23 protein-coding genes are annotated in these 24,698 nt (G+C 57.7%); 7 read left to right on the top strand and 16 right to left on the bottom strand.

Annotation, left to right across the window (positions count from 1 at the left end; genetic code table 11):
* Position 1: 1 nt before the first annotated feature.
* From ugpE to livK, 8 genes are all read right to left on the bottom strand, one after another.
* Complete coding sequence (gene ugpE / locus LGL98_RS01540; protein WP_004185988.1) at positions 2 to 847, bottom strand: sn-glycerol-3-phosphate ABC transporter permease UgpE; 846 nt, start codon at positions 845 to 847, stop codon at positions 2 to 4.
* Positions 844 to 1,731, bottom strand: a complete 888-nt coding sequence (gene ugpA / locus LGL98_RS01535; RefSeq protein WP_015369328.1) for a sn-glycerol-3-phosphate ABC transporter permease UgpA — start codon at positions 1,729 to 1,731, stop codon at positions 844 to 846. Before ugpA ends, ugpE begins: the two co-directional genes overlap by 4 nt.
* A 106-nt stretch (positions 1,732 to 1,837) precedes the next feature.
* On the bottom strand, positions 1,838 to 3,154 hold the full coding sequence (gene ugpB / locus LGL98_RS01530; protein WP_136033748.1) for a sn-glycerol-3-phosphate ABC transporter substrate-binding protein UgpB: 1,317 nt from the start codon (positions 3,152 to 3,154) through the stop codon (positions 1,838 to 1,840).
* 271 nt (positions 3,155 to 3,425) lie between these two features.
* Positions 3,426 to 4,139 carry a high-affinity branched-chain amino acid ABC transporter ATP-binding protein LivF gene (gene livF, locus LGL98_RS01525; protein ID WP_004145133.1) on the bottom strand — a complete coding sequence of 238 codons (714 nt, stop codon included), beginning with the start codon at positions 4,137 to 4,139 and terminating at the stop codon, positions 3,426 to 3,428.
* A gap of 1 nt (position 4,140) precedes the next feature.
* On the bottom strand, positions 4,141 to 4,908 hold the full coding sequence (livG, locus tag LGL98_RS01520; RefSeq protein WP_002920803.1) for a high-affinity branched-chain amino acid ABC transporter ATP-binding protein LivG: 768 nt from the start codon (positions 4,906 to 4,908) through the stop codon (positions 4,141 to 4,143).
* Positions 4,905 to 6,182 (bottom strand): branched chain amino acid ABC transporter permease LivM, encoded by a 1,278-nt coding sequence (livM, locus tag LGL98_RS01515; protein ID WP_136033751.1) that lies wholly within the window; start codon positions 6,180 to 6,182, stop codon positions 4,905 to 4,907. Before livM ends, livG begins: the two co-directional genes overlap by 4 nt.
* Positions 6,179 to 7,105, bottom strand: a complete 927-nt coding sequence (livH, locus tag LGL98_RS01510) for a high-affinity branched-chain amino acid ABC transporter permease LivH (protein WP_012540389.1) — start codon at positions 7,103 to 7,105, stop codon at positions 6,179 to 6,181. Before livH ends, livM begins: the two co-directional genes overlap by 4 nt.
* Before the next feature lie 61 nt (positions 7,106 to 7,166).
* Positions 7,167 to 8,276, bottom strand: a complete 1,110-nt coding sequence (gene livK / locus LGL98_RS01505) for a high-affinity branched-chain amino acid ABC transporter substrate-binding protein LivK (RefSeq protein WP_025710759.1) — start codon at positions 8,274 to 8,276, stop codon at positions 7,167 to 7,169.
* Between the two features lie 423 nt (positions 8,277 to 8,699).
* Here livK and panM point away from each other — a divergent pair, with 423 nt between their 5' ends.
* The 3 genes from panM to LGL98_RS01490 all read left to right on the top strand — a co-directional run bounded on the left by panM (position 8,700) and on the right by LGL98_RS01490 (position 11,988).
* Entirely contained in the window at positions 8,700 to 9,083 is a 384-nt protein-coding gene (gene panM / locus LGL98_RS01500) for an aspartate 1-decarboxylase autocleavage activator PanM (protein WP_136033752.1), read from the top strand.
* 312 nt (positions 9,084 to 9,395) lie between these two features.
* Positions 9,396 to 9,938: a LemA family protein gene (locus tag LGL98_RS01495; protein WP_136033754.1), complete on the top strand. Its 543-nt coding sequence runs from the start codon at positions 9,396 to 9,398 to the stop codon at positions 9,936 to 9,938.
* Positions 9,939 to 9,942: 4 nt separating this feature from the next.
* Positions 9,943 to 11,988: a DUF2207 domain-containing protein gene (locus tag LGL98_RS01490; RefSeq protein ID WP_136033756.1), complete on the top strand. Its 2,046-nt coding sequence runs from the start codon at positions 9,943 to 9,945 to the stop codon at positions 11,986 to 11,988.
* A 424-nt stretch (positions 11,989 to 12,412) separates the two neighbouring features.
* On the opposite strand, the gene livJ is transcribed toward LGL98_RS01490, so the two are convergent.
* The 3 genes from livJ to LGL98_RS01475 form a co-directional block, all read right to left on the bottom strand.
* On the bottom strand, positions 12,413 to 13,516 hold the full coding sequence (gene livJ, locus LGL98_RS01485) for a branched chain amino acid ABC transporter substrate-binding protein LivJ (protein ID WP_136033758.1): 1,104 nt from the start codon (positions 13,514 to 13,516) through the stop codon (positions 12,413 to 12,415).
* A 257-nt stretch (positions 13,517 to 13,773) separates the two neighbouring features.
* Complete coding sequence (locus tag LGL98_RS01480) at positions 13,774 to 15,018, bottom strand: aromatic amino acid transport family protein (protein ID WP_004150081.1); 1,245 nt, start codon at positions 15,016 to 15,018, stop codon at positions 13,774 to 13,776.
* Between the two features lie 147 nt (positions 15,019 to 15,165).
* Positions 15,166 to 16,431: a 4-aminobutyrate--2-oxoglutarate transaminase gene (locus LGL98_RS01475; RefSeq protein WP_004181475.1), complete on the bottom strand. Its 1,266-nt coding sequence runs from the start codon at positions 16,429 to 16,431 to the stop codon at positions 15,166 to 15,168.
* A 118-nt stretch (positions 16,432 to 16,549) separates the two neighbouring features.
* On the opposite strand from LGL98_RS01475, the gene pdxR reads away from it, so the two are divergent.
* Entirely contained in the window at positions 16,550 to 18,073 is a 1,524-nt protein-coding gene (pdxR, locus tag LGL98_RS01470; protein ID WP_136033760.1) for a MocR-like pyridoxine biosynthesis transcription factor PdxR, read from the top strand.
* Positions 18,074 to 18,125: 52 nt separating this feature from the next.
* Here the strand turns inward: pdxR and rpoH are convergent, their stop codons facing one another.
* From rpoH to ftsY, 4 genes are all read right to left on the bottom strand, one after another.
* Positions 18,126 to 18,980, bottom strand: coding sequence for an RNA polymerase sigma factor RpoH (gene rpoH / locus LGL98_RS01465; RefSeq protein ID WP_002920815.1), 855 nt, complete (start codon positions 18,978 to 18,980; stop codon positions 18,126 to 18,128).
* Between the two features lie 269 nt (positions 18,981 to 19,249).
* Positions 19,250 to 20,308: a permease-like cell division protein FtsX gene (ftsX, locus tag LGL98_RS01460; RefSeq protein WP_136033762.1), complete on the bottom strand. Its 1,059-nt coding sequence runs from the start codon at positions 20,306 to 20,308 to the stop codon at positions 19,250 to 19,252.
* A complete protein-coding gene (gene ftsE, locus LGL98_RS01455) occupies positions 20,301 to 20,969 on the bottom strand; it encodes a cell division ATP-binding protein FtsE (RefSeq protein WP_002920817.1) in 669 nt (222 codons plus the stop codon). The genes ftsX and ftsE overlap by 8 nt, the downstream gene beginning before the upstream one ends.
* 2 nt (positions 20,970 to 20,971) lie before the next feature.
* Positions 20,972 to 22,495: a signal recognition particle-docking protein FtsY gene (ftsY, locus tag LGL98_RS01450; protein WP_136033994.1), complete on the bottom strand. Its 1,524-nt coding sequence runs from the start codon at positions 22,493 to 22,495 to the stop codon at positions 20,972 to 20,974.
* 182 nt (positions 22,496 to 22,677) lie between these two features.
* Between ftsY and rsmD the strand changes: the two genes are divergently transcribed.
* Positions 22,678 to 23,274, top strand: a complete 597-nt coding sequence (rsmD, locus tag LGL98_RS01445) for a 16S rRNA (guanine(966)-N(2))-methyltransferase (RefSeq protein ID WP_117261090.1) — start codon at positions 22,678 to 22,680, stop codon at positions 23,272 to 23,274.
* Positions 23,264 to 23,539, top strand: coding sequence for a DUF1145 family protein (locus LGL98_RS01440; RefSeq protein WP_002920822.1), 276 nt, complete (start codon positions 23,264 to 23,266; stop codon positions 23,537 to 23,539). Before rsmD ends, LGL98_RS01440 begins: the two co-directional genes overlap by 11 nt.
* Before the next feature lie 13 nt (positions 23,540 to 23,552).
* Here the strand turns inward: LGL98_RS01440 and LGL98_RS01435 are convergent, their stop codons facing one another.
* Complete coding sequence (locus LGL98_RS01435; protein WP_168435394.1) at positions 23,553 to 23,903, bottom strand: DUF2500 domain-containing protein; 351 nt, start codon at positions 23,901 to 23,903, stop codon at positions 23,553 to 23,555.
* 150 nt (positions 23,904 to 24,053) lie between these two features.
* Between LGL98_RS01435 and LGL98_RS01430 the strand changes: the two genes are divergently transcribed.
* Positions 24,054 to 24,680, top strand: coding sequence for a lysoplasmalogenase (locus LGL98_RS01430; protein ID WP_004173987.1), 627 nt, complete (start codon positions 24,054 to 24,056; stop codon positions 24,678 to 24,680).
* Positions 24,681 to 24,698: the final 18 nt, after the last annotated feature.

Raw genomic sequence — 24,698 nt, 5'->3', positions numbered from 1 at the left:
TTTATTTCTCACTATCGACCAGGCCACGCACAAAGGCGCGCTGCATGGCTAAAACGATGACGACCGGTGGGATCAGAGTCAGCAGCATCGCCGCCATCACCTGATTCCACTGGGTAGTACCTTCGCCGGTGGCGATCATGCCTTTGATACCGGCGACGGCGGTGCCAAGATTCACATCCTGAATAATCAGCAACGGCCACAGATACTGGTTCCAGCCGTAGATAAAGGTGATGACGAACAGCGCGGCGAGGTTGGTTTTCGACAGCGGCAGCACGATGTCGCGGAAGAAGCGCATCGGCGAAGCGCCATCGATACGCGCCGCTTCAATCAGCTCGTCCGGCAGGGTCATAAAGAACTGGCGGAACAAGAAGGTGGCGGTAGCCGAAGCCATTAACGGCAGCGTTAATCCGGCATAGCTGTCGAGCATGTTGAGGTTGGCGATCACTTCCACCGTCGGGAAAATACGCACCTCGACCGGCAGCATCAGGGTGATAAAGATCATCCAGAAGAACAGGTTACGCAGCGGAAAGCGGAACCACACGATGGCGAACGCCGACAGCATCGACACCACGATTTTGCCCACCGTAATGGCGAACGCCATGATGAAGCTGTTGAGCATCATCAGCCAGAACGGCGCGCTGTTGACGCCGACGCCGTTCACCCAAATGGTCTTCATGTTTTCCAGCAGATGGCCGCCGGGGAGCAGCGTCATCGGCGTTTCAAATACCGATTTGTTATCCAGCGTCGCCGCCACAAAAGCGACGTACAGTGGGAATAAAATGACGGCGATACCCAGAATCAGCATGGTGTGGCTAAAAATCGTCAGCCCGCGACGGTTCTCAATCATTGGTAACGCACCTTACTTTCAACGTAACGGAACTGCACCACCGTCAGGATAATGACGAGGAACATCAGCACCACCGACTGCGCGGCGGAAGCGGAAAGATCGAGCCCGGCGAAACCTTCGCGATAAATTTTGTAGATCAGAGTGGTGGTCGCCTGCACCGGGCCACCGGCGGTGGCGGCATCGATCACCGGGAAGGTATCAAAGAAGGCGTAAACCAGGTTGACCACCAGCAGGAAGAAACTCACCGGCGCAATCAGCGGCAGCGCCAGCTTGAAGAAGCGGCGAATCGGCCCGGCGCCGTCGATGGCGGCGGCCTCAACCAGCGAACGCGGGATCGACTGCAGCGCGGCAAAAAAGAACAGGAAGTTGTAGCTTATCTGCTTCCAGACCGAGGCAAAGACCACCAGAAACATCGCCTGGCCGCTGTTTTGCGCGTGGTTCCAGTCGTAACCCAATTCGCCGAGGAAATGGGTGATCAGCCCACGTCCGGGATTGAAGAGGAAGATCCACAGCACCGCCGCGACGGCGGGGGCCACGGCATACGGCAGCAGCATCAGCGTTTGATAAAAGCGGCTGCCGCGCACCACGTAGTCGACCAGCGCGGCAAAAAACAGCGAAATGAGCAGGCCGCTGACGGTCACCAGGGTGCTGAATTTTATAGTGGTCCAGAACGAGTCCAGATAGTACGGGTCGTGGAACAGCGTGACGAAGTTATCCAGGCCGACAAACTGGCTGGAAAGGCCAAACGGATCGACGCTCTGCAGCGAGTACCACAGCGCTTCGCCCGCTGGCCAGATAAAGAAAATCAGCGTGATAATCAGCTGCGGCGCGACCAGCACATAGGGCAGCCAGCGCGAGCGGAATACCGGACGGGATGAGGACATTGCGATTGGGTTCCTGAACAATGCCGGGTGGCGGCTACGCCTTACCCGGCCTACATAGGGCACATCGTAGGCCCGGTAAGCGCAGCGCCACCGGGCAAGTTACAGATTACGATTTGGTTGCTTGCTCGAAGCGACGCAGCAGCTGATTCCCACGCTGAACGGCGGAGTCCAGCGCCTGTTGCGGGGTTTTCTTGCCGGTCCACACGCTTTCCAGCTCTTCATCGACGATGGTGCGGATTTGCGGCATGTTGCCCAGACGCAGGCCTTTGGTGAACGGCAACGGCGGCTTGTTCAGCATCTGGCGGGTGGCGATATCGGCGCCCGGGTTCTTATCATAGAAGCCCTGCTGACGCGTCAGATCGTAGGCCGCGGTAGTGATCGGCAGGTAGCCGGTTTTCTGGTGCCACTCGGCGGCGTTTTCCGGTTTGGTCAGGAAGTCGAGGAACTTCGCCACACCGGTGTAGGTCTCTTTATCTTTGCCCTGCATCACCCACAGGCTGGCCCCGCCGATGATGGCGTTCTGCGGCGCACCTTTCACATCGGCATCGTAAGGCATCATGCCGACGCCGTAGTTAAATTTGGCGTACTGGCGGATATCAGCCAGCGAGCCGGACGAGGCAGTGGTAATGGCGCAGTCGCCGTTATAGAACTTTTCAGTGGACTCGTCCTTACGCCCGAAGTAGCTGAAATCGCCCTTCTTGTTCATCTCTTCGAGCAGCGCGATATGCTTCACCTGCTCCGGCTTGTTGAACTCCAGCACCGCGTCGGTACCGTCGAAGCCGTTATTCTTCGTGGCCACCGGCAGACCGTGCCAGGCGCTGAAGTTTTCAATCTGGATCCAGCCCTGCCAGCCGCTGGCGTAGCCGCACTTCATCCCGGCGGCTTTCAGCTTCGCGGTATAGGCCGCCAGATCCTGCCAGGTTTTCGGCGGCTGCTCCGGATCTAAGCCGGCTTTTTTGAAGGCGTCTTTGTTGTAGTAGAGCACCGGGGTAGAGCTGTTAAACGGCTGGGAGAGCAGATGGCCGGTTTTCGAATCGGTGTAATACCCGGCCACCGTCGGTACGAACTGCGATTCATCAAACTTGATGCCCGCCTCGCTAAACACCTGGTAGACCGGCTTAATGGCTTTTGACGCCATCATGGTGGCGGTGCCGACTTCATACACTTGCAGGATAGCTGGCGCGTTGCCGGTACGGAAGGCGGCGATACCGGCGCTCAGGCTCTGCTCGTAGTTGCCTTTGTATACCGGAACGATTTTGTAATCAGGATTGGCCGCGTTAAAGCGTTGCGCCAGAGAATCCACTTCTTTACCCAGCTCGCCTTCCATTGAGTGCCAGAATGGGATGGTGGTAACCGCCAGGGCCTGACCGGCAAAAGTCAGGCTCAGCGCCAGTCCTAAAGCTGTATGTCGTAACGATATCATCGGTTATCTCTCTTGTTGTGCCGGATGCGCGATTTCACGCGTTTTATGCTCGCGGGGTAACATGACATGTTCGAATTACAGAAAAATAACTTTTTTATTACAAAAAAAAGATAGTAACGGGTCAGGGAGATGACAAGCCGGTGAAAGGACGGGGGAAGTAAAGTGGGAGCTGAGACACGGATAATAGTTGTGCTATCGGCTCCCGAGGTCGGCGCAAGCGCCTCGCCCGGGGTACAAACCGGCGAAGTGAACGACGCCGGGTTGCGATGAATTAACCGCCGAGATAGGCGCTGCGCACCGCCTCGTTGGCCAGCAGCGCGTCGCCGGTATCCTCCAGCACCACGTGACCGTTCTCCAGCACATAGCCGCGGTCGGCCAGCTTCAGCGCCTGGTTGGCGTTCTGCTCGACGAGGAAGATCGTCATCCCCTGCTCGCGCAGCTGCTCGATGGTGTCGAAAATCTGCTGAATGATAATCGGCGCCAGCCCCAGCGACGGTTCATCCAGCAGCAGCAGGCGCGGCTGGCTCATCAGGGCGCGACCGATCGCCAGCATCTGCTGCTCGCCGCCGGACATGGTGCCGGCGCGCTGAATTCGGCGTTCATGCAGACGCGGGAACAGTTCATACACCCACTTGATACGGGTCTGGAACTGATCGCGGTCGGCAAAAAAACCGCCCATCGCCAGGTTCTCTTCCACCGTCATACGCGAAAAGACGCGTCGCCCTTCCGGGACGATCGCCACCGCCTCGCGCATGATCTTCGCGGTTTGCCAGTCGGTAATATCCTTACCGTCAAAGACAATGCGCCCGCTGGAGGCCCGCGGGTCGCCGCACAGCGTGCCGAGCAGGGTGGTTTTCCCCGCGCCGTTGGCGCCGATCAGCGTGACGATTTCGCCCTGTTTGATATGCAGGCTGACATTGTGCAGCGCCTGAATCTTGCCGTAGTGGGCGCTGACGTTGTCAAAAGTTAACATCGCGTTTTCCATCTTATGCCTCACCAAGGTATGCGCGGATCACGTCCGGGTTATTACGAATCTCTTCCGGCGTCCCGTTGGCCAGCGGTGTCCCCTGGTTCACGACGTAGATACGATCGGAAATGCCCATCACCAGCTTCATATCGTGTTCGATAAGCAGGATGGTGGTGTTGTGATGGTTACGCAGCTCGGCGATAAGCTCGTCCAGCTCTTTGGTCTCTTTCGGGTTCAGCCCTGCCGCCGGTTCATCGAGCATCAGAATTTCCGGCTGGGTCACCATGCAGCGGGCAATCTCCAGCCGGCGCTGGTCGCCGTAGGCCAGGTTGCTGGCCTGACGGTTGGCGTGCTCCAGCAGGCCGATACGCTCCAGCCAGGTGGCGGCCCGGTCCAGCGCTTCGCTCTGCGCCCGACGGAAGGCCGGCGTTTTCAGCAGGCCGGAGAAGAGCCCGGTTTTCAGCTGCTGATGCTGCGCCACCAGCAGGTTTTCAATCACCGTCATTTCGCGGAACAGACGCACGTGCTGGAAGGTCCGCACCACGCCCATCCGCGCAATCTGCTGACCCGGCAGCCCTTCCAGGTGCTGGTCACGCAGCAGAATGGTGCCGCCAGTGGGCTTGTAAAAACCGGTCAGGCAGTTAAAGACGGTGGTCTTCCCGGCGCCGTTGGGGCCGATCAGCGAGACAATCTCGCGCTCTCTGAGCTCCAGCGACACATTGTTGACGGCCAGCAGTCCGCCGAAACGCATCATCAGGCCGCTAACGGATAATAATGGCTGACTCATGCCTGCTCTCCTTTCGCCTGACCGTTTTTCAGCTTCAACTGCACGCGCGTCATTGGCAGAAGCCCCTGCGGACGCCAGATCATCATCAGCACCATCAGGCCGCCGAGCATTAACATGCTGTATTCGTTGAAGTCACGCATCAGCTCGCGTGAGACCACCAGCAGAATAGCCGCGAGGATCACCGCGAACTGCGAGCCCATCCCGCCCAGCACCACGATCGCCAGCACGAAGGCCGACTCGGCGAAGGTGAAGGATTCCGGGCTGACGAAGCCCTGGCGCGCAGCGAACAGCGTCCCGGCGAAGCCAGCAAACGCGGCGCTGATGGTAAAGGCGGTCAGCTTGATGCGCGTCGGGCTCAGGCCCAGCGAACGACAGGCGATCTCATCTTCACGCAGCGCTTCCCACGCCCGCCCCAGCGGCATTCGCAGCAGGCGGTTGATGACGAACAGGCTGAGCACGACCAGCAGCAGCGCCACCAGGTAGAGGAAAATCACCCGGTCGGAGGGATCGTATTTGACGCCGAAGAAGTTGCTGAAGGTATCCCAGCCGCCTTCGCGGGCGCTGCGGCTAAATTCGAGGCCAAAGAAGGTTGGTTTCGGGATCTGGCTGATGCCGTTCGGCCCGCCGGTGATCTCGGTATTGTTGAGCAGCAGAATGCGCACGATCTCGCCGAAGCCTAAGGTCACAATCGCCAGGTAATCACCGCGCAGACGCAGCACCGGGAAGCCCAGCAGGAAACCGGCCGCCGCGGAGACCAGGCCGGCCAGCGGCAGACAGGTCCAGAAGCCGAGACCGTAATAGTGGTTCAGCAGCGCGAAGGTATAGGCGCCGATGGCGTAGAACCCGCCGTAGCCCAGCACCAGCAGGCCGGAAAGGCCGACTACTACGTTCAACCCGAGGCCGAGGATGATATAGATCATCGTCAGGGTGGCGATATCCACCGTGCCGCGCGACACCATAAACGGCCAGGCTACGGCAATCACCAGCAGGGCTATCAGGAACAGCTTCTGCTTCACCGTTGAGCCGTCAATCGCCGGCATAATAAACTTCGGCCCGGAGACGTTCTTAACCGCTTTCTGGAACAGTGGCCGCAGCAGCTGGAAGAAAAAGACCACCGCGGTGCCGATGAAGATCCACTGCCAGCGAATATCGGCGGCGGTATCGACCACCAGTTTGGTGCCGTCCAGCTCCAGCTGCACGCCCATAAAGACGCCCGCCAGAATGAAGAACATCACGGCAGACAGCAGCGCCATTGCAATTTGCATCGGTTTCATACTTTTTCCACCTCCGGGCGGCCCAGAATGCCGGTCGGCATCACTAACAGCACCAGAATCAGCAGCGCGAAGGAGACCACGTCCTTATATTCGGTGCTGAGATAGGCAGAAGAGAGCGCCTCGGCAATACCCAGGATCAGGCCGCCGATCATTGCGCCAGGAATACTGCCGATCCCGCCGAGCACGGCGGCGGTGAAGGCCTTCATCCCGGCCATAAAACCGATATAGGGGTTAATCACGCCGTAGAACTGGCCGAGCAGCACACCCGCTACCGCCGCCATCGCGGCGCCGATGACAAAAGTCAGGGCGATGACGCGGTCGGTGTTAATCCCGAGCAGGCTGGCCATTTTCAGATCTTCGGCACAGGCGCGGCAGGCGCGCCCCATCCGCGAGTAGCGAATGAACAGCGTCAGGGCCAGCATAGCGATAAAGGTCACCACCCAGATCACCAACTGCATGGTGGTGATTGTCGCGGAGAAGCTGTCGCTGTGGCCGACGATCCACTGGCCGTTAAACAGGCTCGGCAGCGCCACGTCGCGGGAGCCCTGGGTCAGGCTGACGTAGTTCTGCAGGAAGATAGACATCCCGATAGCGGAGATCAGCGCAATCAGACGCTTGGAATTACGCACCGGCCGATAGGCCACGCGCTCGATACTCCAGCCGTAAGCGCTGGCAATCACAATGGCGCCCACAAATCCGGCGGCGACCAGCAGCCAGCTGGTGTCGATGCCCATCATCATCAGCGCGGCGATGATCATGAAGGAGACATAGCTGCCAATCATGTAGACCTCGCCGTGGGCGAAGTTGATCATGCCGATAATGCCATACACCATCGTATAGCCGATGGCGATCAGCGCGTAGGTACTGCCCAGCGTGACGCCGTTAAACATCTGCTGCAGAAAATAGAGAAACTGCTCGGACATAAGGTAACCTTTTTCAAACCGCCCGCGGATCGCGGGCGGAGGGATAACTCGTCTTCAGCGCTTATTTCGCCGCGCTCGAAGAGCCGTCGGCGTGCCACTGGAAGACACCAAACTCAAATCCCTTCAGATCGCCTTTTTCATCCCAGGTCAGCGGCCCAATCACGGTTTTCGCCCCGTGCGCTTTCAAATCTTTGATTAAATCCAGCGGCTGCTGGCTGCCGGTTCTGTCCATCGCCTGCGCCAACGACTGAACGGCGGCATAGGTGATCCAGACATACGGCCCGCTCGGATCTTTCTTCTCCGCTTTCAGCGCGTTAACGATGGCGCTGTTGGCAGGATCCTGATCGTAGCGTTTTGGCATCGTCACCAGCATGCCTTCCGCCGCGGCGCCCGCGATATTGGACAGCGAGGCGTTGCCGACCCCTTCCGGCCCCATAAACACGGTTTTCAACCCGACGGAGCGCGCCTGGCGCAGCATCTGGCCCATTTCCGGGTAGTAGCCGCCGTAGTAAACAAAGTCGATGTTCTCTTTCTTCAGGCGCGCCAGCAGGGCGGAGAAATCTTTCTCACCGGCGGTGATGCCGTCAAAGAAGACGATGTTGGCCCCGGCTTTTTTTAGGTTCTCCTGCACCGAACGCGCCAGACCTTCGCCGTACTGCTGCTTGTCATGAATGATGGCGATACGCTGCGGTTTCACCGTCTCGACGATATATTTCGCCGCGGTCGGCCCCTGCGAGGAGTCAAGGCCGGCGGTACGCATGATGTACTGATAGCCGCGCTGAGTCAGCTCCGGATTAGTCGCCCCGGGGGAGATCATCAGGATGCCTTCATCCTCATAGATGTCGGAAGCCGGCTGAGTGGAAGAGGAGCACAGGTGGCCGATAACGTACTGAATGCCGTCGTTGACGATTTTGTTGGCCACCGCGACCGCTTGCTTCGGATCGCAGGCGTCGTCGTATTCCACGGCCACCAGCTTGTCGCCCTTAATGCCGCCGCTGGCGTTGATGTCTTTAATCGCCTGACGCGCGCCGTTGAACTCCATGTCGCCCCACTGGGCCACCGGGCCCGACATCGCGCCGACCACGGCGACCTTAATATCCTTGGCCATCGCCGCGTGCGACATCGCTAATGCGACGATGCCCGCGACGATGGTTTTCGCGTTCCTTTTCATGCTGCAGAACCCCGTTCGTGATGTGGTGTAAATGTTTTGTATTTTTATGGTTAAAAAGCATTCTGTGCTTTTATTAAACAACGCCATTTTTACCATTGAGTTTAATGGTTTAGCGCAGCTTTTCACTAAAAAACAGATTAAAATCTCTATTTTTCAGTCGATTAAGCAAAGATAATATTCTGTATTTTGCTGAAGATAAACAAAAAAAAGTCCATCCTGCAGCATAAAATAACGATACATAAGGCGGAATAAAACGCTGCACATTAGGTTAAAATTCTGCTTATTTTTCGATCCATGACGGATTGCGCTACCCTGACAACGCCAGGAAAACGAATCCCCTGATGTATGCGCAAAAAACAGCGCTCCGCCAGACAGCAATTTTGGGTACACTGGCGCCTCTGTTTTGCACTGGACTTGCCGCCCATGAAACTGACCATTATCCGTTTACAGCACTTCAGCGATCAGGATCGCATCGACCTGGGGAAAATCTGGCCGTCGCCGGATCTGTCGACGCTGACCCTCGATGAGAATCATCGTCTCTACGCCGCCCGCTTTAACGAGCGCCTGCTGGGCGCCGTGCGCGTTACCCTGCGCGGCGTCGAAGGTGAGCTTAGCGATCTGTGCGTGCGTGAAGTAACCCGCCGCCGCGGCGTCGGGCAATACTTAGTGGAAGAGACATTGCGTGATAACCCGGCGATCAATAGCTGGCGCGTCGCTGACCAGGGGGTGGAGGACCGCGGCGTGATGGCGGCCTTTATGCAGGCGCTCGGCTTTAGTGCCCAGCAGAATGGTTGGGAAAAGCATTAAGAAAAGCGTTCGTTGGGTAAAACAGCGCTTGTTTGTTGCCTCCCGGCAACGGAATAAAGCCCAGCAGTGGGTAAACGGCTGGGCTTGTTTATTTCATACTGCGACGATAATGTCATGGTGCCCCGAACGCGAAGCTGCGGATTGACCTGTCAGATATTCGCCAGGGCAAAGGCCCGCATGATATTTCAGAATTTAACGCGCAAATGCACGTTTCCCCTGTGCTTCACGTGAGGTAAGATTCGCTGACGCGTAAAATTGCGCAGAAAGTATTCAGCGCAACGCGATCATCAGCAGTCAACATGGAATAAACATATGGAAATGTATATCGGGCTGGCTATTGTCGCCGTGATCCTTATCTGGGCGATCTTCACCTATAACCGTTTTATCTCGTTACGCCGTTTCAAAGACGAAGCCTGGAGTGGGATTGCCGTCCAGCTCAAGCGCCGTCACGATCTGGCGCCCAATCTGTTCAGCCTGGTCAAACGCTATGCGCAGCACGAAAAGGAGCTGCTGGAAGAGATCGGCCGCCAGCGCAGCCTCCTGATTGGTAATCCCCAACAGGTGGCCGCCAGCGAGCAGCACTATGCCGGAACGTTGAGCCGTGTATTCGCCCTGGCGGAAGCCTATCCGGAACTCAAAGCTAGCGAAAACTTCCTCTCGCTGCAGGAATCCCTTGGTGAAATAGAAGAACAACTGCAAATGGCCCGCCGTTACTTCAACGCCACAGTCCGCGAGTTTAATATTTTGGTGGAGTCTTTCCCCAGCCTGCTGCTGGCCCGCCTGTTTAGCTTCAGGTCGGAACTTTTCTTTGAACTGGAGTCCCCTGAAGAAGCCAAATTGCCCCGAATGGAGTGACCTCATGCCAACGTTGTCCACCCGGATACTGCGCAGTGTTGGCCTGTTGCTGCTGCTGTTGAGCATCTCTGGTTTAGCCGTCAGCGACGATAAAACTATCACCGAGGCGTCGCCACTCCCGGCCAATGCCCGCCGGGTTCCCGCGTATGAACATATTCTCTTTTTCGATTCCCTGGCGCGTTTTCAGCCAAACGGCAGCATGGAGATGCGGGAAAATATCACCGTGCTGTCCCTGGGAAAGGAGATTCGTCGAGGCATTTTCCGCACGCTACCTCTCTCCTGGCACCGGCAGGACGGCAAAATTTTTAGCGTTGATTACGTCATCAAATCGGTCTCACGCAATGGACTCCCAGAACCCTACAGCCTCGATCGCACGACAAAAGCGCTGACCGTGCGCATTGGCAGCGCCGATCGCATCCTGAAGCCAGGTATTTATAACTATGAAATTCGCTATCAGGTTAGCAACCATTTCAGCCGCTTCCATGACTGGGATGAGCTGTACTGGAACGTGACGGGCAACGACTGGATCTGGCCAATCGGGAAAGCCCGTTTCCAGCTTGTACTGCCTGACGCCGCCGGGCAGCTGAATGCGGATGGCAGAGATGCAAGGTTGCGCACCATTGATGTTTACACTGGTCGTCAGGGGGCGAAAGACCACCATGCGATCATCCTGCCTGATGGCAGCATACAAACTTCCCGCCCCCTTGCCACCGGCGAAGGGCTAACCGTGGTCTATACCTGGCCTCGAGATATTCTGGCAGGCGCCGCCGCGCCCGAAGCGGTCTGGCCGTTGGTCCATTTACTGGTGCCGACGCTGGCCACCAGCCTTATCTGGCTTCCCCTGCTACTGCTCGTTGGCTACTACTGGCTGTGGTGGCGCAAAAACGTCACGGCGGCGGGGTTAAAAATGCCGCCGGTGACGCCACTATTTTCTCTGCCCGCCGCGATGTCGCCAGGCTATCTGCGCTTTATTACGCAACGTAAGTATGATGATGTGGCATTCAGTAGCGATTTACTAGGGCTGGTTGCCAAACGAGCAATCAGATTGACGAGTAAAAAAAGCCAAACTAAAGGCGCATGGTCTTCATCCCCTGTTGATGAGCAGTGGCTTTCCCGCCAGCCAGACGAAAAACATAAACCGCTGACCCCCAATGAAAAGCAGTTGATGAGCCTGCTTTTCAGCGCTAAACGTAAGAACATCAATCTCAGTACGCCCCATCAAACGTTGATGCAAAACGCGCGCAGATGGCTGGAAAAATGTTGTGAAGAGCAGAAACCGCAGCTGTGCCGGACATGGGGTAAACCGCTGCGTCATTGTTTCTATATTGCTCTGCTGATCCCGATCGTTTGCGGCATCGGATTTAGCCCGGCGGCGGCGGCGCTCACCGTTCCCAGTCTGCTGTTTGTATCGGTCGGCGGGGTGATGACGTATTTGTGCCTGAGGTTTTTACGCAACCCGATGAAAACCCTGCGTAGTTTGGGACCAGTTATGATCCTGATGGCGCTGGTATTTAGCCCTGTCGCCACCGTGGCGGGCGGTGTTTTCCTGCTTGGCATGCTACCCCTCACCCAACTTCCTGCCGGCTATCCTGGCGCCTTGTTAACCGCCATCGCACTGTGCACGTTCGTCGCCTGGAAAACACCTCGCTATACGCAGAAGGGGTTAAACGATCTGGCCGTCGCCAAAGGGCTGAAACTGTATATTAAAACGGCCGAAGAGAAGCGCTATCAAACACTGTATCCGCCCGACGAGAGGATCGCGCATTTTGAAAGTCTGCTGCCGGTCGCCCTGGCGCTCGGCGTAGGAAAAACCTGGGCAAATACCTTTGCCCGATACTTAAGCAGCACCGGCGCGATGTCGGAAGTATTAGCGCAGGCAGACTGGCAGGACATGCATCATTTCTGCCAGAGCTGTCATTTCGCGGCCAGCGACAAGCCGGTGCAGCGTTCAGAGGGTGGCTCGTCAGGGTCGGGCTATAGCGGTTCCGGCTCTTCCGGTGGCGGATCGTCAGGAGGCGGTTCCGGTGGTGGTGGTGGCGGTGGCTGGTAAGACCGGGGTTGAGGGCCGCAGACAACGCATTTGCAGCGTGAAAGGCCCCCCATTTAACCCAGCATTACGCGTGGCAACAAGGCGTCAAGACCCGAAATCCCCGGGAGCTTACATCAGTAAGTGACCGGGGGTGAGGGCCGCAGACAACGCATTTGCAGCGTGAAAGGCCCCCACCCATTTAACCCAGCATTTCGCGTTGCAAAAAGGCGTCAAGACCCGAAATCCCCGGGAGCTTACATCAGTAAGTGACCGGGGTTGAGGGCCGCAGACTACGCATTTACAGCGTGAAAGGCCCCCATTTAACCCAGCATTTTGCGTGGCAAAAAGGCGTCAAGACCCGAAATCCCCGGGAGCTTACATCAGCAAGTGACCGGGGTTGAGGGCCGCAGACAACGCATTTGCAGCGTGAAAGGCGCCGGTTAAATTATTTGGCGTCGGTCGCCGTACCGTTCGCATGCCAGGTAAAGACCCCGAACTCGAACCCTTTCAGGTCGCCTTTCTGATCCCACGACAGCGGCCCCATCACGGTGTCTACCGTCGCGCCTTTCAGGTATTTAGCGATTTCCGCCGGATCGTCAGACTGATTCAGGCCTGCCTGCAGCGACTGCAGCGCCGCGTAGGTGGTCCAGACGAAGGCGCCGCTCGGATCCTGTTTCTTGGCCCTGATCGCATCCACGATCGGTTTGTTCGCCGGCACCTGGTCGTAGTTCTTCGGCTTGGTTACCAGCAGGCCTTCCGCCGACTCGCCGGCGATGTTAGACAGGGAGACGTTCGCTACGCCTTCCGGGCCCATAAACTGGGTTTTCAGACCGGCGGCACGCGCCTGGCGCAGGATCTGGCCCATTTCCGGGTGATAGCCGCCGTAGTAGACGAAATCGATATTCTCTTTCTTCAGGCGCGCCACCAGGGTGGAGAAATCTTTCTCACCGGCGGTGATCCCGTCGAAGAAGACCACGTTCGCCCCGCCTTTTTTCAGGCCATCCTGCACCGCACGGGCCAAACCTTCGCCGTACTGCTGTTTGTCATGTACCACTGCGATACGCTGCGGCTTCACTTTGTCGAGAATGTATTTCGCCGCGGTTGGCCCCTGATCGGAGTCCAGACCGGTGGTGCGCAGGATCAGCTTATAGCCACGCGCCGTCAGCTCCGGAGCAGTCGCTGCCGGGGTAATCATCAGAATGCCTTCATCTTCATAGATATCAGACGCCGGCTGAGTGGAAGAGGAACACAGGTGACCAATAACGTATTTGATGCCGTCGTTGACCACTTTGTTGGCTACCGCTACCGCCTGTTTCGGGTCGCAAGCGTCATCATATTTGACGATCTGCAGCTTATTGCCCTTGATGCCGCCCTTAGCGTTGATATCCGCTACCGCCTGCTCTGCGCCGGTAAATTCCTGGTCGCCGTACTGGGCCACCGGGCCGGACATCGCCCCAACTACCGCGATTTTGATATCTTCCGCCAGCGCCGCGCTGCTCATAACTAAGGCAATACATCCTGCCAGTAACGCTTTACCCTTCATATTCATCCTGAGGCTCCCCATTATTATGGTTTTTGCATTTGTTGTGATGTTGTTTATTAGCGCATTATTTTGTTTATACCGATAGGAAAAGCATATGATAGCTAATCCACCAGGGGCTGCCCGCGCTTTTGCAGCACACTATGCTAAACATACCGTCATTCTGAGGAATTTGAAACGACTAAATTGCGGGCTATGTAACAGATAAGTGACAAATAAAAAAACCGCGCCAGCATGAACCGGACGCGGTGCAAAACAGAGCCTGATTACCAGCCAGCGGGCAGGTAGCCTACCGCGGATGCTATCGCGTAGGCGGCGCTGCAAAGATACAACAACACAATGAAGCATTGGATAAGCGGATGGGTCATCCAGGCCGGACAGGTCCAGCCCGGGGTCAGGTCGCCACGCTGGCGGGCGCCCTTCAGCATCAGGATCGGCATAATCGATAAAATGACGCCGCTGAACACCCCGGCAAAATAGAGCGCGTTGACGAAGGAGACCATGCCGCTATAGGCCAGCACGAACGGCGGGATCGCCACCACCAGCAGCACCATCAAGCGACGGGCGGGCTGTTCATCATTCCCCAGGCGGAACTGATCGAAGATATTGGTCAGGAAGCTGCCGCCCAGTCCCCAGTAGGAGGTCAGCATCGCGCACAGCGCAAACAGATTGGCTGAGAAGAAGGCCCATTCGCCAAGCGCCCGGCCCCAGGAGATAGTGGCCACATCCGAGATATTGTCCAGGCCATTAAGCGAGATCACCGACAACGGCACCAGCGCCAGCAGGGTAAAGGTCAGCGCCATGCCGACCATAATGGCTTTAGGTAATTTTTCCGGTTTGTCGGCGAAGCCCCGCGCCATCTCCGGCACGATATACTGTGCCGAGAAGCAGAATGCCACGACGTTGAAGACCGGAACCATATACAGCCAGTTGCCGTCGAGCAGATAGCCGACGCGGGTGGTCTCTTTCAACAGCGTGGCAATCACCAGCACCGAGATCATCACTACCATGCCGATGCTGATAAATTTCTCACCGCGACCGATCGCCTTCAGGCCCAGGTAGAGCACCCCTGCCGCCGGAACAAAAAACAGCACGCTGCCCAGCGCTGGCGAGATGCCAAACAGGGAGTGCAGCAGCTTACCGCTGCCGGTCATATACGCCGTCAATGCACCGACGCTGTTGACGCAGACGGAGAGAAACATCATCAGCGCGCCAAAGCCGCCGACGTAGCGCTTCGATAATCCACTGAGCTGCAGATGTTTACGCGTGCGCAGCGTGGATTCCGCGACATAGAGCATGGTCACCGTGGTCAGACTACCCACCAGCACCAACCAGAACAGCAGTGGTAAAAAGCCCGCTTTGCTTGACGCATAGGCGATAGAGAGGACACCCGCGCCAATATTGGTACCGACAATCATCGATACCCCTTCGACGAAGCTCAGAGATTTTGCAGGGACAGCCGTACGTTCCCGGCCGGTGAGGACGGGAGAAAAGGTGGAGTTTTCAGACATAATACTTTCCGTTTTACTCCGGCGGTTGTCACCGCCGGAAAAAAGGTGATATCAGGGTGATAAACCACTCACGCTGAGCATAAACAGCCGGCTGCGGCGTCCTGTTTCTGTTTGGCTTCCCTGCCGCCGCAGCCCGCCGGGGAGACGTTAGCTCTTCAGTACACGCGCCAGAATATCCAGCGCTTTCGAGAACTGGGCGTCCGGGATGGTCAACGGATACAGGAAGCGGATCACGTTGCCGTAGACGCCACAGCTCAGCAGCAGCAGGCCGTTCTCCTGCGCTTTCTGTTGCACCTGACGGGTGAATTCCGGCGACGGTTCGCCTGTTTGCGGATCGTTAAACTCCACCGCCACCATTGACCCCCGGCCGCGGACATCAACGATCGCCGGGCAGGTGGCGCGCGCCTGGTTGAGCACTTCCTGCAGATGGCTACCCAGCTGTTCAGCACGCTGGCACAGCTGCTCTTCGGCAATGACATCCAGCACCGCGTGCGCCGCGGCCACCGCCAGCGGGTTACCGGCATAGGTTCCACCCAGCCCGCCTGGGGCTGGCGCATCCATCACCTCGGCGCGACCGACAACGCCCGACAGCGGGAAACCGCCGGCGAGGCTTTTCGCCATCGTCATCAGATCCGGTTTCACCTCATAGTGCTGCATAGCGAACAGCTTGCCGGTGCGGGCGAAACCGGTCTGCACTTCATCAGCGATCAGCAGAATACCGTGGGTATCGCACAGGTCGCGCAGCGCCTGCATAAAATCGGCCGGCGCGACGTTAAAGCCGCCTTCCCCCTGGATCGGCTCGAGGATAATGGCCGCTACCTGATCCGGCGCAATATCCGCTTTGAAAATGCGCTCCAGGCTTTTCAGCGCATCCGCGGTGGTCACGCCGTGGGCCGCATTAGGGTAAACGCCGTGATACACCGAGCCCGGGAACGGCCCGAAGCCGATTTTGTAAGGCGCGACCTTACCGGTGAGGGCCATGGTCATAAAGGTACGGCCGTGGAAGCCGCCGCCGAAGGTAATCAGGCCCGGACGACCGGTGTAAGCGCGGGCGATTTTCACTGCGTTCTCGACCGCTTCCGCGCCGGTGGTGAAGAAAGCCGTTTTTGCCGGCCCGTCAATTGGCGCCAGATCGTTGATACGCTCCGCCAGCGAAACATAGCTTTCGTACGGCACAATCTGATAGGCGGTATGGGTGAACGCCTGCAGCTGATCGGCGACTGCGGCGACCACTTTCGGATGGCGGTGACCGGTATTTAACACGGCGATCCCGGCGGCGAAATCGATCACCTCATTGCCTTCGATATCCCACAGCGTGGCGTTTTCCGCCTTCTCGACAAAGTAGTTACACATTACGCCTACGCCGCGCGGCGTCGCCTGCTGGCGACGTTGATTCAGTTCTGAGCTTTTCACCTGCGAATCTCCTGTCGTGTATGTCACGTTATCGCAACAAATTAGAAACGATGTCGTTTATTTACACAGGAGTTGGCCCTATAATCGAGTACCAATTTAGAATATCTGAGGGATCCAATTGCGTTCGCTGGTGGGTGACCTGGTGCTGGTCCGTCTGCAGGAAGAGCGGGATCCTCTTCTGCACAAACGCTTATATAACGCGCTGCGCCGCGCGATCCTCGACGGCTCGCTGGCGCCGCAAAGCCGCCTGCCGCCGTCGCGCGATCTGGCGGGCGAGCTCGGCGTATCAAGAAACACCATATTAACAACTTATGAACAATTGCTGGCGGAAGGATATGTGGTTTCCCGCCGGGGAAGCGGAACATTCGTTGCCCAAACCGCCCCGGAGAGTTCATTAACGACTAAAGGCCAGCAGGAAAACAGCAACCACGCGGCGTCGACAGCGTATATTTCTCGCCGCGGCCAGCACCTGCTCGGCCAGGTCAGCGCCAGCCCGCGCCAGTGGGGAGCGTTTATACCCGGCGTGCCGGACGTTAACGCCTTTCCCCACCCGCTGTTCAGCAAGATCCAGGCCCGCATCAGCCGTCGACCAAAACCGGAGCGGCTCAGCTACAGCTGCAACGGCGGAACACCGGAGCTGCAGCAGGCGCTGGTGGATTATCTGCGGGTGTCGCGCGGCGTCCACTGTCAGTCAGATCAAATTCTTATCACCGAGGGGATCCACCAGGCGATCGATCTGGTCACACGCATGCTGTGTGATAACGGCGATCTGGCGTGGGTGGAGGAGCCTTCCTACTGGGGGATCCGCCACGTGCTGGCGATGAACGATGTTCGGGCAGAGCCCCTGACCGTCGATGCCAACGGCCTGTGCCCGCCGGAGACAGTTGATGATGCGCCGAGGCTGATCTTCGTTACGCCTTCCCACCAGTATCCGCTGGGCGCGGTGATGAGCCTTGAGCGCCGCCAGCGGCTGCTGGCGCTCGCCCGCCAGCAGGGAAGCTGGATCGTCGAAGATGATTATGACAGCGAGTTTCGCTTTTCCGGTCAGCCGATCCCCGCCCTGCAGGGTCTGGTCGCCGACGCCCCGGTGGTCTATATCGGCACCTTCAGCAAGACGCTCTATCCCGGCCTGCGCCTGGGCTACGTGGTGATCCCGCGGCCGCTGGTCAGCGACCTGAAGCACGCCCACGCCGAGCTTTACCGCGGCGGCCATTCGCTGATCCAGATGGCGCTGGCGGAGTTTATTACCGCCGGCCACTATTCGGCCCATATCCGCCGCATGCGGCTGCTCTACAGCCGTCGCCGCGCCTTTTTAACCGAGCTTATCCAGCGGCATTGCATGCCGTACGCCCTGTCTGACTTCAGCGATAATGCCGGGCTGCATTTGATCCTCAATTTGCCCGCGGAGGCGGACGATGTGGCGATCGCCAGAGAGGCCAATGCGCAGCACATTCTGGTGCGGCCGCTGTCGCGCTACTACCTGACGGCGGCGCGGAAGAAAGGATTACTGATGGGATTTGCCAGCCAGCCCGAAGAGCAGATGGCGCCGGCGTTCAGCGTCTTACTCGGCTGCCTGCAGACGCACTGCCCGCAGATGCTCCTGCCCCGGGAGGACGCAGAAAAACAAAACGCCCCAACCTGAGGCGGGGCGTTATCGGGGAGCCTGATATCAGGTATCAGGCAGGCGTGGCGTATCAGGCTTCGATAGCGGCACGCAGTTTTTTCATGGCGTTCTTTTCCAGCTGACGCACGCGCTCTGCAGAGACGCCGTAGCGGTCGGCCAGTTCCTGCAGCGTGGACTTGTTGTCTTCGTCCAGCCAGCGGGCGCGGATGATGTCCTGGCTACGCTCGTCCAGGCCCTGCATCGCGTCAGTCAGCTTATTCGCCGCCTGCTCTTCCCAGTTGTCATCTTCGATGCCGTCGGCAAAGTTAGACGTTTTGTCCTGCAGATACAGGACCGGCGCCATCGGCTGGCTGTCGGACTCATCGTCGGACGACATGTCAAACGTCATGTCCTGGGCCGCCATACGGGATTCCATCTCGCGGACGTCTTTGCTCGACACGCCCAGCTCACGGGCCACCATTTCCACTTCATCCTGGTTGAACCAACCCAGACGCTGTTTGGTTTTACGCAGGTTAAAGAACAGCTTACGTTGTGCTTTGGTGGTAGCGACCTTCACAATACGCCAGTTGCGCAGCACGTATTCGTGAATTTCGGCTTTAATCCAGTGCACGGCGAAGGAGACCAGGCGCACACCCACTTCCGGGTTGAAGCGACGCACGGCTTTCATCAGGCCGATATTGCCTTCCTGGATCAGATCCGCCTGCGGCAGGCCATAGCCCGAGTAGTTACGAGCAATGTGAACAACAAAGCGCAGGTGAGACAGAATCAGCTTTTTCGCTGCTTCCAGATCGCCCTGGTAATGCAGCTTTTCAGCAAGCTCCCGCTCTTCATCAGCCGACAGCATCGGCCAAGTGTTAGCGGCCCGGATATACGATTCCAGGTTACCAACGGGGGCTAAAGCTAAAGTTTGCATTTCTTTGGTCATTCAAATCCTCTCAATTGATATCTTCTGACGCGGTCTTGTCCCCATCAGGCAACAAGCATGCCAGCATTCATGAGCAACGAGAATATCACTCACATTAGTATCAGACAGTGATTTTATCCACAAGTTCCATGCAACGGTGTGAATAAATTACGCACAAAATGTGACACCACGATGAAAAAGTGAGGGCAGGAAAAGGAGAACAAGCTTGCGGTATCTTTCCCTGCGAACAGGAACTCATTGCAGCAGGGAAAGATTATATCACGCTTTTATTAATCGGGAGTAAAGTGACGTAAATGTTGCACTGTCGCCAGCCAGGCGGCGACCCAACCGATCATCGAGCAGACAATCAGCATCAACAGGCACTCGTCAAAGCCTAAGCCGCTCAGCTCAAACTGGGTGCCAAACACCTTCGCCACTTCGGTCACCGCCGACGAAAGGCGCATTACCAGAATCTCCGACAGGATCAGCGATAAAAACGCGCCGGAGAAACCCAGCAGCGCCCCGCCGTAGAGGAACGGACGCAGGATAAACCCGTCGGTGGCGCCGATAAGCTTCTGCACGTTAATGGTATCGCGGCGGGCGAAGATGCTCAGGCGCACGCTGTTGCCAATCACCAGGAACACCGCCGCCACCATCAGCACGCCGATCATCGCCGACACGCGGCCTACCAGCCCGGTCAGCGAGGAGAGACGAGCAAACCAGCTATCGTCCATCCGCACCTCATCCACCCCCTGGATCCGCGAGACCCGATCGCGCAGGGTATTCAGCGCCTCGGTGCTCTGGAAATCCAGCTTCGGCACCACGATGGCGACCGCCGGCAGCGGGTTCTCCTCCAGCATATCCAGGGCGCCGCCAAAGCCTGACCAGTTACGGAACTCCCCCAGCGCCTCGTCACGGGACAAATAGTTTACCTTGTCGACGCCCTGCTCCGCCTGCAGCTGGCCCACCACCCGCGCCGCGGCATCGTCATCCAGCGTTTTTTCCAGATAAACGGTGATCTGCGGCGAGGGGTAATACTGGGACGCCGCGCTGCTGACGTTTTTGTAAACCATGTAGCAGACGCTTGGCAGGGTCAACGATATGGCGATGACCATTACCGTCAGGAAGGTCGCCAGCGGCGTGCTTTTTAAATCCTGCAGCGCGCCGTGCCAGGCATAGCGCACCTGCTCGTTGAACACGTTGCTCTTACGCGAGGCCGGGTTAGGCGCCGCTTTCGGCCGTTTTGGCGCATTGCGCCCGCCGCCACCGCCACCGCCCGCCGCGTTGCGCAGGCGATCGAACTTGCTGCCGAACTGGCGAATCTGGTTCATTGCGTCGCGCTTATTCACCCCGAATGCCTCCATGCAGATGGCCGTCGCTAAGCGTCAGCACGCGGTACGGACGACTGGAGATAAGCCCCAGATCGTGCGTGGCCATCAGTACCGTCACCCCAACGCGGTTAAATTCTTCAAACAGACGTAAAATCCCCTCCGAGAGCGCCTCGTCGAGGTTACCGGTCGGTTCATCCGCCAGCAGCACCGCCGGCTTGTTGACCACCGCACGGGCAATCCCCACGCGCTGCTGCTCACCGCCGGAGAGCTGAATGGGAAAATTCTTCGCTTTGTCCAGCAGGCCGACCTTATCCAGCGCCGCCGAGACGCGACGACGAATGTCATCGCCGCTGGCGCCGGCGATAATCAGCGGGATCGCCACGTTGTCATACACGGTACGATCCATCAGCAAATGGTGGTCCTGGAAAATCATACCGATCTGGCGGCGCAGGAACGGCACCTCACGGCTCTTCAGACGGCTGATTTCATGACCGCTGAAGAAGATTTTCCCGGCGCTGGGCCGTTCGATACCACAGATAAGCTTCAGCAGGGTACTCTTCCCTGCGCCGGAATGGCCGGTCAGAAACGCCATCTCGCCCGGCTGCAGGTGGAAGGTCACCCCCTGCAGCGCTTGTCTCCCACCGAGATAGGCTTTGCTGACTTGTTCAAAGCGAATCATTCTTAATCCTCTCGGGCAAAAAGTGCCTCAATAAAGTCGCCCGCATTAAACGGACGCAGATCCTCAATACGCTCGCCGACGCCAATATAGCGAATCGGAATGCCGAACTGATCGGCCACCGAGAAGATCACGCCGCCTTTGGCGGTGCCGTCCAGCTTGGTCAGGGTGATCCCGGTCAAACCTACCGCTTCATGGAACAGTTTGGCCTGGCTAATGGCATTCTGCCCGGTGCTGGCGTCGATGGTTAACATCACCTCATGCGGTGCATCGACATCCAGTTTTTTCATCACCCGGACAATCTTCTTCAGCTCTTCCATCAGATGCGATTTATTCTGCAGACGACCGGCAGTATCGGCAATCAGTACGTCAACATGGCGCGCCTTCGCCGCCTGAATGGCGTCAAAAATCACCGAGGCGGAGTCCGCGCCGGTATGCTGGGCAATCACCGGGATATTGTTACGCTGACCCCAGACCTGCAGCTGTTCCACCGCCGCCGCACGGAAGGTATCCCCCGCCGCCAGCATCACCGATTTACCCTGCTGCTCAAACTGACGCGCCAGCTTGCCGATGGTGGTGGTTTTCCCCACCCCGTTCACGCCAACCATCAGGATAACAAAGGGCGTTTTGCCTTCAACGTTCAGCGGCTCGTCTACTTTGGCGAGAATCTCGCCCATCTCTTCTTTCAGCAGGCCGTACAGCGCTTCCGCATCGCGCAGCTGCTTACGGCTGGCGCCTTCCGTGAGGTTGGTAATGATCTTGCGGGTGGTCTCCACCCCGACGTCGGCGATCAGCAGTTGCTCTTCCAGCTCTTCAAACAGATCATCGTCGATCTTTTTGCCACGGAACAGGCTGATAAATCCGGAACCGAGATTTTGTTTGGTTTTCAGCAGGCTACGCTTGAGGCGGGCGAAAAAGCCTTCTTTCGTCGGTTTTTCCTGCTCCTGAGCCAGCGCTTCCACCGGCGCCTCGTCCTCGGGCTCCGGCACCACCACCGCCGCCTCTTCGGCCGCCTCGGCCGCCAGCGCCTGCGCTTCCAGCTCTTCATCGCTTAACGGCGCGTCCTCTTCGGGCGCTTCTGTCTCCTGCGGCTGGACGACGATGTCTTCCACAGGCTGCTCAGCTACGGCTTCCGCCACCACCGGTTCGGCGATCACCTCTTCCGCCAGCGGCTCAACCACCGCAGGCTGTTCAGGCCGTTCGCTGACCGCGGGCTCCGGTTCAACAACAGGCGCTTCTTCGGTCAGAGCAGGCGTCTCCACCCACTCTTCTTCCTGCACGCTGACAGGCTCCGCGAGGTGCGCTTTTTCGTTTTCGACAACCGTCTCGGTCACTTCGACGACGTCTTCAGCAAACGCTTCCGGATCTGCTTTCGGCGCGCTCGGCTCAGCAGGGGTTTCAACCGCCGGAGTCTCTTCGACAACCGCTTGTTGTTCTTCTACTTTTTGTTCAGTCTCGGTTTCCTGTGCCTGTTCTTTCTGTCCAAAGCCCAGCCAGGAAAAGAAGCCACGTTTTTTCTCTTTTGCCATTTGCGACCACACTCCTCGCTGTTTATTCATGGCACAGCTTCATCTGAAGCTGAAAAAATGATGAAATTAGTTGGATAGTCTATCACTTAACTTAACTCGCATCACCGCCCCCGGATTAAGGTTTCGTCAACCGCCGTCCATCGCTAGAATAGCAGGCCGGAAGTTGAGACTTGAGCAGAGAGATGAAAAAACCAAACCACGCGGGCAGCGGCCAGATCCGCATCATCGGCGGGCAATGGCGCGGCCGTAAATTACCGGTGCCGGAGAGCCCGGGCCTGCGGCCGACCACCGACCGGGTTCGCGAAACCCTTTTTAACTGGCTGGCGCCGTCTATTGTTGACGCGCACTGCCTCGATTGCTTTGCCGGCAGCGGCGCGCTGGGGCTGGAAGCACTGTCCCGCTATGCGGCCAGCACCACGCTTCTGGAGATGGAGCGCGGCGTAGCCCAGCAGCTGCAAAAAAATCTCGCCACCCTGAAAGCAGATCGCGGCAAAGTGATCACCACCAATACCCTCAGCTTCCTGAGCCAGCCGGGTACCCCGCACCAGATCGTGTTCGTCGACCCGCCGTTTCGTCAGGGGCTGCTGGAGGAGACGCTACATCTGCTGGAGACACAAGGCTGGCTGGCCGATGAGGCCCTGGTGTACGTCGAAAGCGAAGTCGAAAACGGCTTACCGCCGGTGCCAGCTAACTGGCAGTTGTATCGTGAAAAAGTGGCCGGACAGGTCGCCTACCGTCTTTACCAACGTGAGGCCCAAGGAGAGCACCATGCTGATTAATTTAGGCCGCCTGCTGATGCTGTGCGTCTGGGCCTTTCTGCTATTGAATCTGTTTCAGCCCTTTCCGAAGCCGCTGAATATCTTCGTCAACGTCGCGCTGATTTTCATGATCCTGATGCACGGTCTGCAGCTGACACTGCTCAAGGCGACGCAGCCGAAAGAGGCGCCGCCGCTGAGCCGCTTTGAGCAAATCCGCATTTTTATTTTCGGCGTGTTTGAGCTCGTCGCCTGGCAGAAAAAACTGAAGGCGACGCTGAAAAAGTAGTCCTGAAAAGGGCTCAGGGATCGGGCGTAAACGCCACGAACGCTGTGCCCTTATAACTCAACATCCCGCGATCGCCGACGCTCAGCGCGTGATATTGCGGCGCGTCAAGGCGAAACACTACCTCCAGCCCACCGGTTTCAGGGCGAAAGCTCGCCTCATAGCGCATTTCACTACCCGCGGGCGTCACCGTCTGCTGCCGCGAGCGTCGATCGTTAATCACTTTTTCCCGCTTATTACTGACAATAACCCGCTTTTGTAGCAACGGGGCGGCGTCATTCGCCTGTTTCTCACGGCGCTGCTGAACATAGCGAAACGAAGCCGCCACCACAATCACCGCGACGACCAGAACAAAAAAGAGGGGCATTTTACTCATCAAGGTTACCCATAAAAAACATCAGGAATAAGCATACTGCGTCGGGAATAACATTGTCATCTGCTACGCCAAACCACTACACTGAGTAGTAGCATCTCGCATCCGTAACTTTCTTTATGATAACAGATACAGGGACTTACTATGCTTTGGTCATTTATTGCTGTCTGTTTCTCCGCATGGCTTTATGTCGATGCATCCTATCGCGGGCCGGCCTGGCGACGCTGGGTATTTAAACCTGTCACCCTGATTCTGTTGCTGTTACTGGCCTGGCAGGCGCCAATGTTCAATGCCATCAGCTATCTGGTGCTGGCCGGCCTGTGCGCTTCGCTGCTCGGCGACGCCCTGACCCTGCTGCCGCGTCAGCGAGTGATGTATGCAGTAGGCGCCTTCTTTCTGTCGCATCTGCTGTATACCATCTGGTTCGCCAGCCAGCTGACGCTGTCGTTCTTCTGGCCGCTGCCGCTGGTGTTGCTGGTATTCGGTGCGCTGCTGATGGCGGTGATCTGGAGCCGACTGGAAGAGATGAAAATGCCGGTGCTGACCTTTATCGGGATGACGCTGGTGATGGTCTGGCTGGCCGGTGAGCTGTGGTTTGCCCGTCCCACTAACACCGCACTGTCTGGTTTCGCCGGCGCCGCCCTGCTGCTGCTGAGCAATGCTGTGTGGCTGGTAAGCCATTATCGTCGCCGCTTCCGCGCCGATAACGCCATCGCCGCCGCATTCTACTTTGCCGGCCACTTCCTGATCGTGCGCGCGCTGTACCTGTAATTTAGTCCTTGACTCTGG

Origin of the sequence: Klebsiella africana, from assembly GCF_020526085.1 — a bacterium.
Taxonomy (GTDB): domain Bacteria; phylum Pseudomonadota; class Gammaproteobacteria; order Enterobacterales; family Enterobacteriaceae; genus Klebsiella; species Klebsiella africana.
This window is presented reverse-complemented; position numbering and strand designations above follow the sequence as displayed.

Excerpts from the sequence above, each read along its gene's own strand:
- ugpE (WP_004185988.1), bottom strand. The coding sequence starts at position 847 with ATGATTGAGAACCGTCGCGGGCTGACGATTTTTAGCCACACCATGCTG.
- ugpA (WP_015369328.1), bottom strand. The coding sequence starts at position 1,731 with ATGTCCTCATCCCGTCCGGTATTCCGCTCGCGCTGGCTGCCCTATGTG.
- ugpB (WP_136033748.1), bottom strand. The coding sequence starts at position 3,154 with ATGATATCGTTACGACATACAGCTTTAGGACTGGCGCTGAGCCTGACT.
- livF (WP_004145133.1), bottom strand. The coding sequence starts at position 4,139 with ATGGAAAACGCGATGTTAACTTTTGACAACGTCAGCGCCCACTACGGC.
- livG (WP_002920803.1), bottom strand. The coding sequence starts at position 4,908 with ATGAGTCAGCCATTATTATCCGTTAGCGGCCTGATGATGCGTTTCGGC.
- livM (WP_136033751.1), bottom strand. The coding sequence starts at position 6,182 with ATGAAACCGATGCAAATTGCAATGGCGCTGCTGTCTGCCGTGATGTTC.
- livH (WP_012540389.1), bottom strand. The coding sequence starts at position 7,105 with ATGTCCGAGCAGTTTCTCTATTTTCTGCAGCAGATGTTTAACGGCGTC.
- livK (WP_025710759.1), bottom strand. The coding sequence starts at position 8,276 with ATGAAAAGGAACGCGAAAACCATCGTCGCGGGCATCGTCGCATTAGCG.
- panM (WP_136033752.1), top strand. The coding sequence starts at position 8,700 with ATGAAACTGACCATTATCCGTTTACAGCACTTCAGCGATCAGGATCGC.
- LGL98_RS01495 (WP_136033754.1), top strand. The coding sequence starts at position 9,396 with ATGGAAATGTATATCGGGCTGGCTATTGTCGCCGTGATCCTTATCTGG.
- LGL98_RS01490 (WP_136033756.1), top strand. The coding sequence starts at position 9,943 with ATGCCAACGTTGTCCACCCGGATACTGCGCAGTGTTGGCCTGTTGCTG.
- livJ (WP_136033758.1), bottom strand. The coding sequence starts at position 13,516 with ATGAATATGAAGGGTAAAGCGTTACTGGCAGGATGTATTGCCTTAGTT.
- LGL98_RS01480 (WP_004150081.1), bottom strand. The coding sequence starts at position 15,018 with ATGTCTGAAAACTCCACCTTTTCTCCCGTCCTCACCGGCCGGGAACGT.
- rpoH (WP_002920815.1), bottom strand. The coding sequence starts at position 18,980 with ATGACCAAAGAAATGCAAACTTTAGCTTTAGCCCCCGTTGGTAACCTG.
- ftsE (WP_002920817.1), bottom strand. The coding sequence starts at position 20,969 with ATGATTCGCTTTGAACAAGTCAGCAAAGCCTATCTCGGTGGGAGACAA.
- ftsY (WP_136033994.1), bottom strand. The coding sequence starts at position 22,495 with ATGGCAAAAGAGAAAAAACGTGGCTTCTTTTCCTGGCTGGGCTTTGGA.
- rsmD (WP_117261090.1), top strand. The coding sequence starts at position 22,678 with ATGAAAAAACCAAACCACGCGGGCAGCGGCCAGATCCGCATCATCGGC.
- LGL98_RS01440 (WP_002920822.1), top strand. The coding sequence starts at position 23,264 with ATGCTGATTAATTTAGGCCGCCTGCTGATGCTGTGCGTCTGGGCCTTT.
- LGL98_RS01435 (WP_168435394.1), bottom strand. The coding sequence starts at position 23,903 with ATGCCCCTCTTTTTTGTTCTGGTCGTCGCGGTGATTGTGGTGGCGGCT.
- LGL98_RS01430 (WP_004173987.1), top strand. The coding sequence starts at position 24,054 with ATGCTTTGGTCATTTATTGCTGTCTGTTTCTCCGCATGGCTTTATGTC.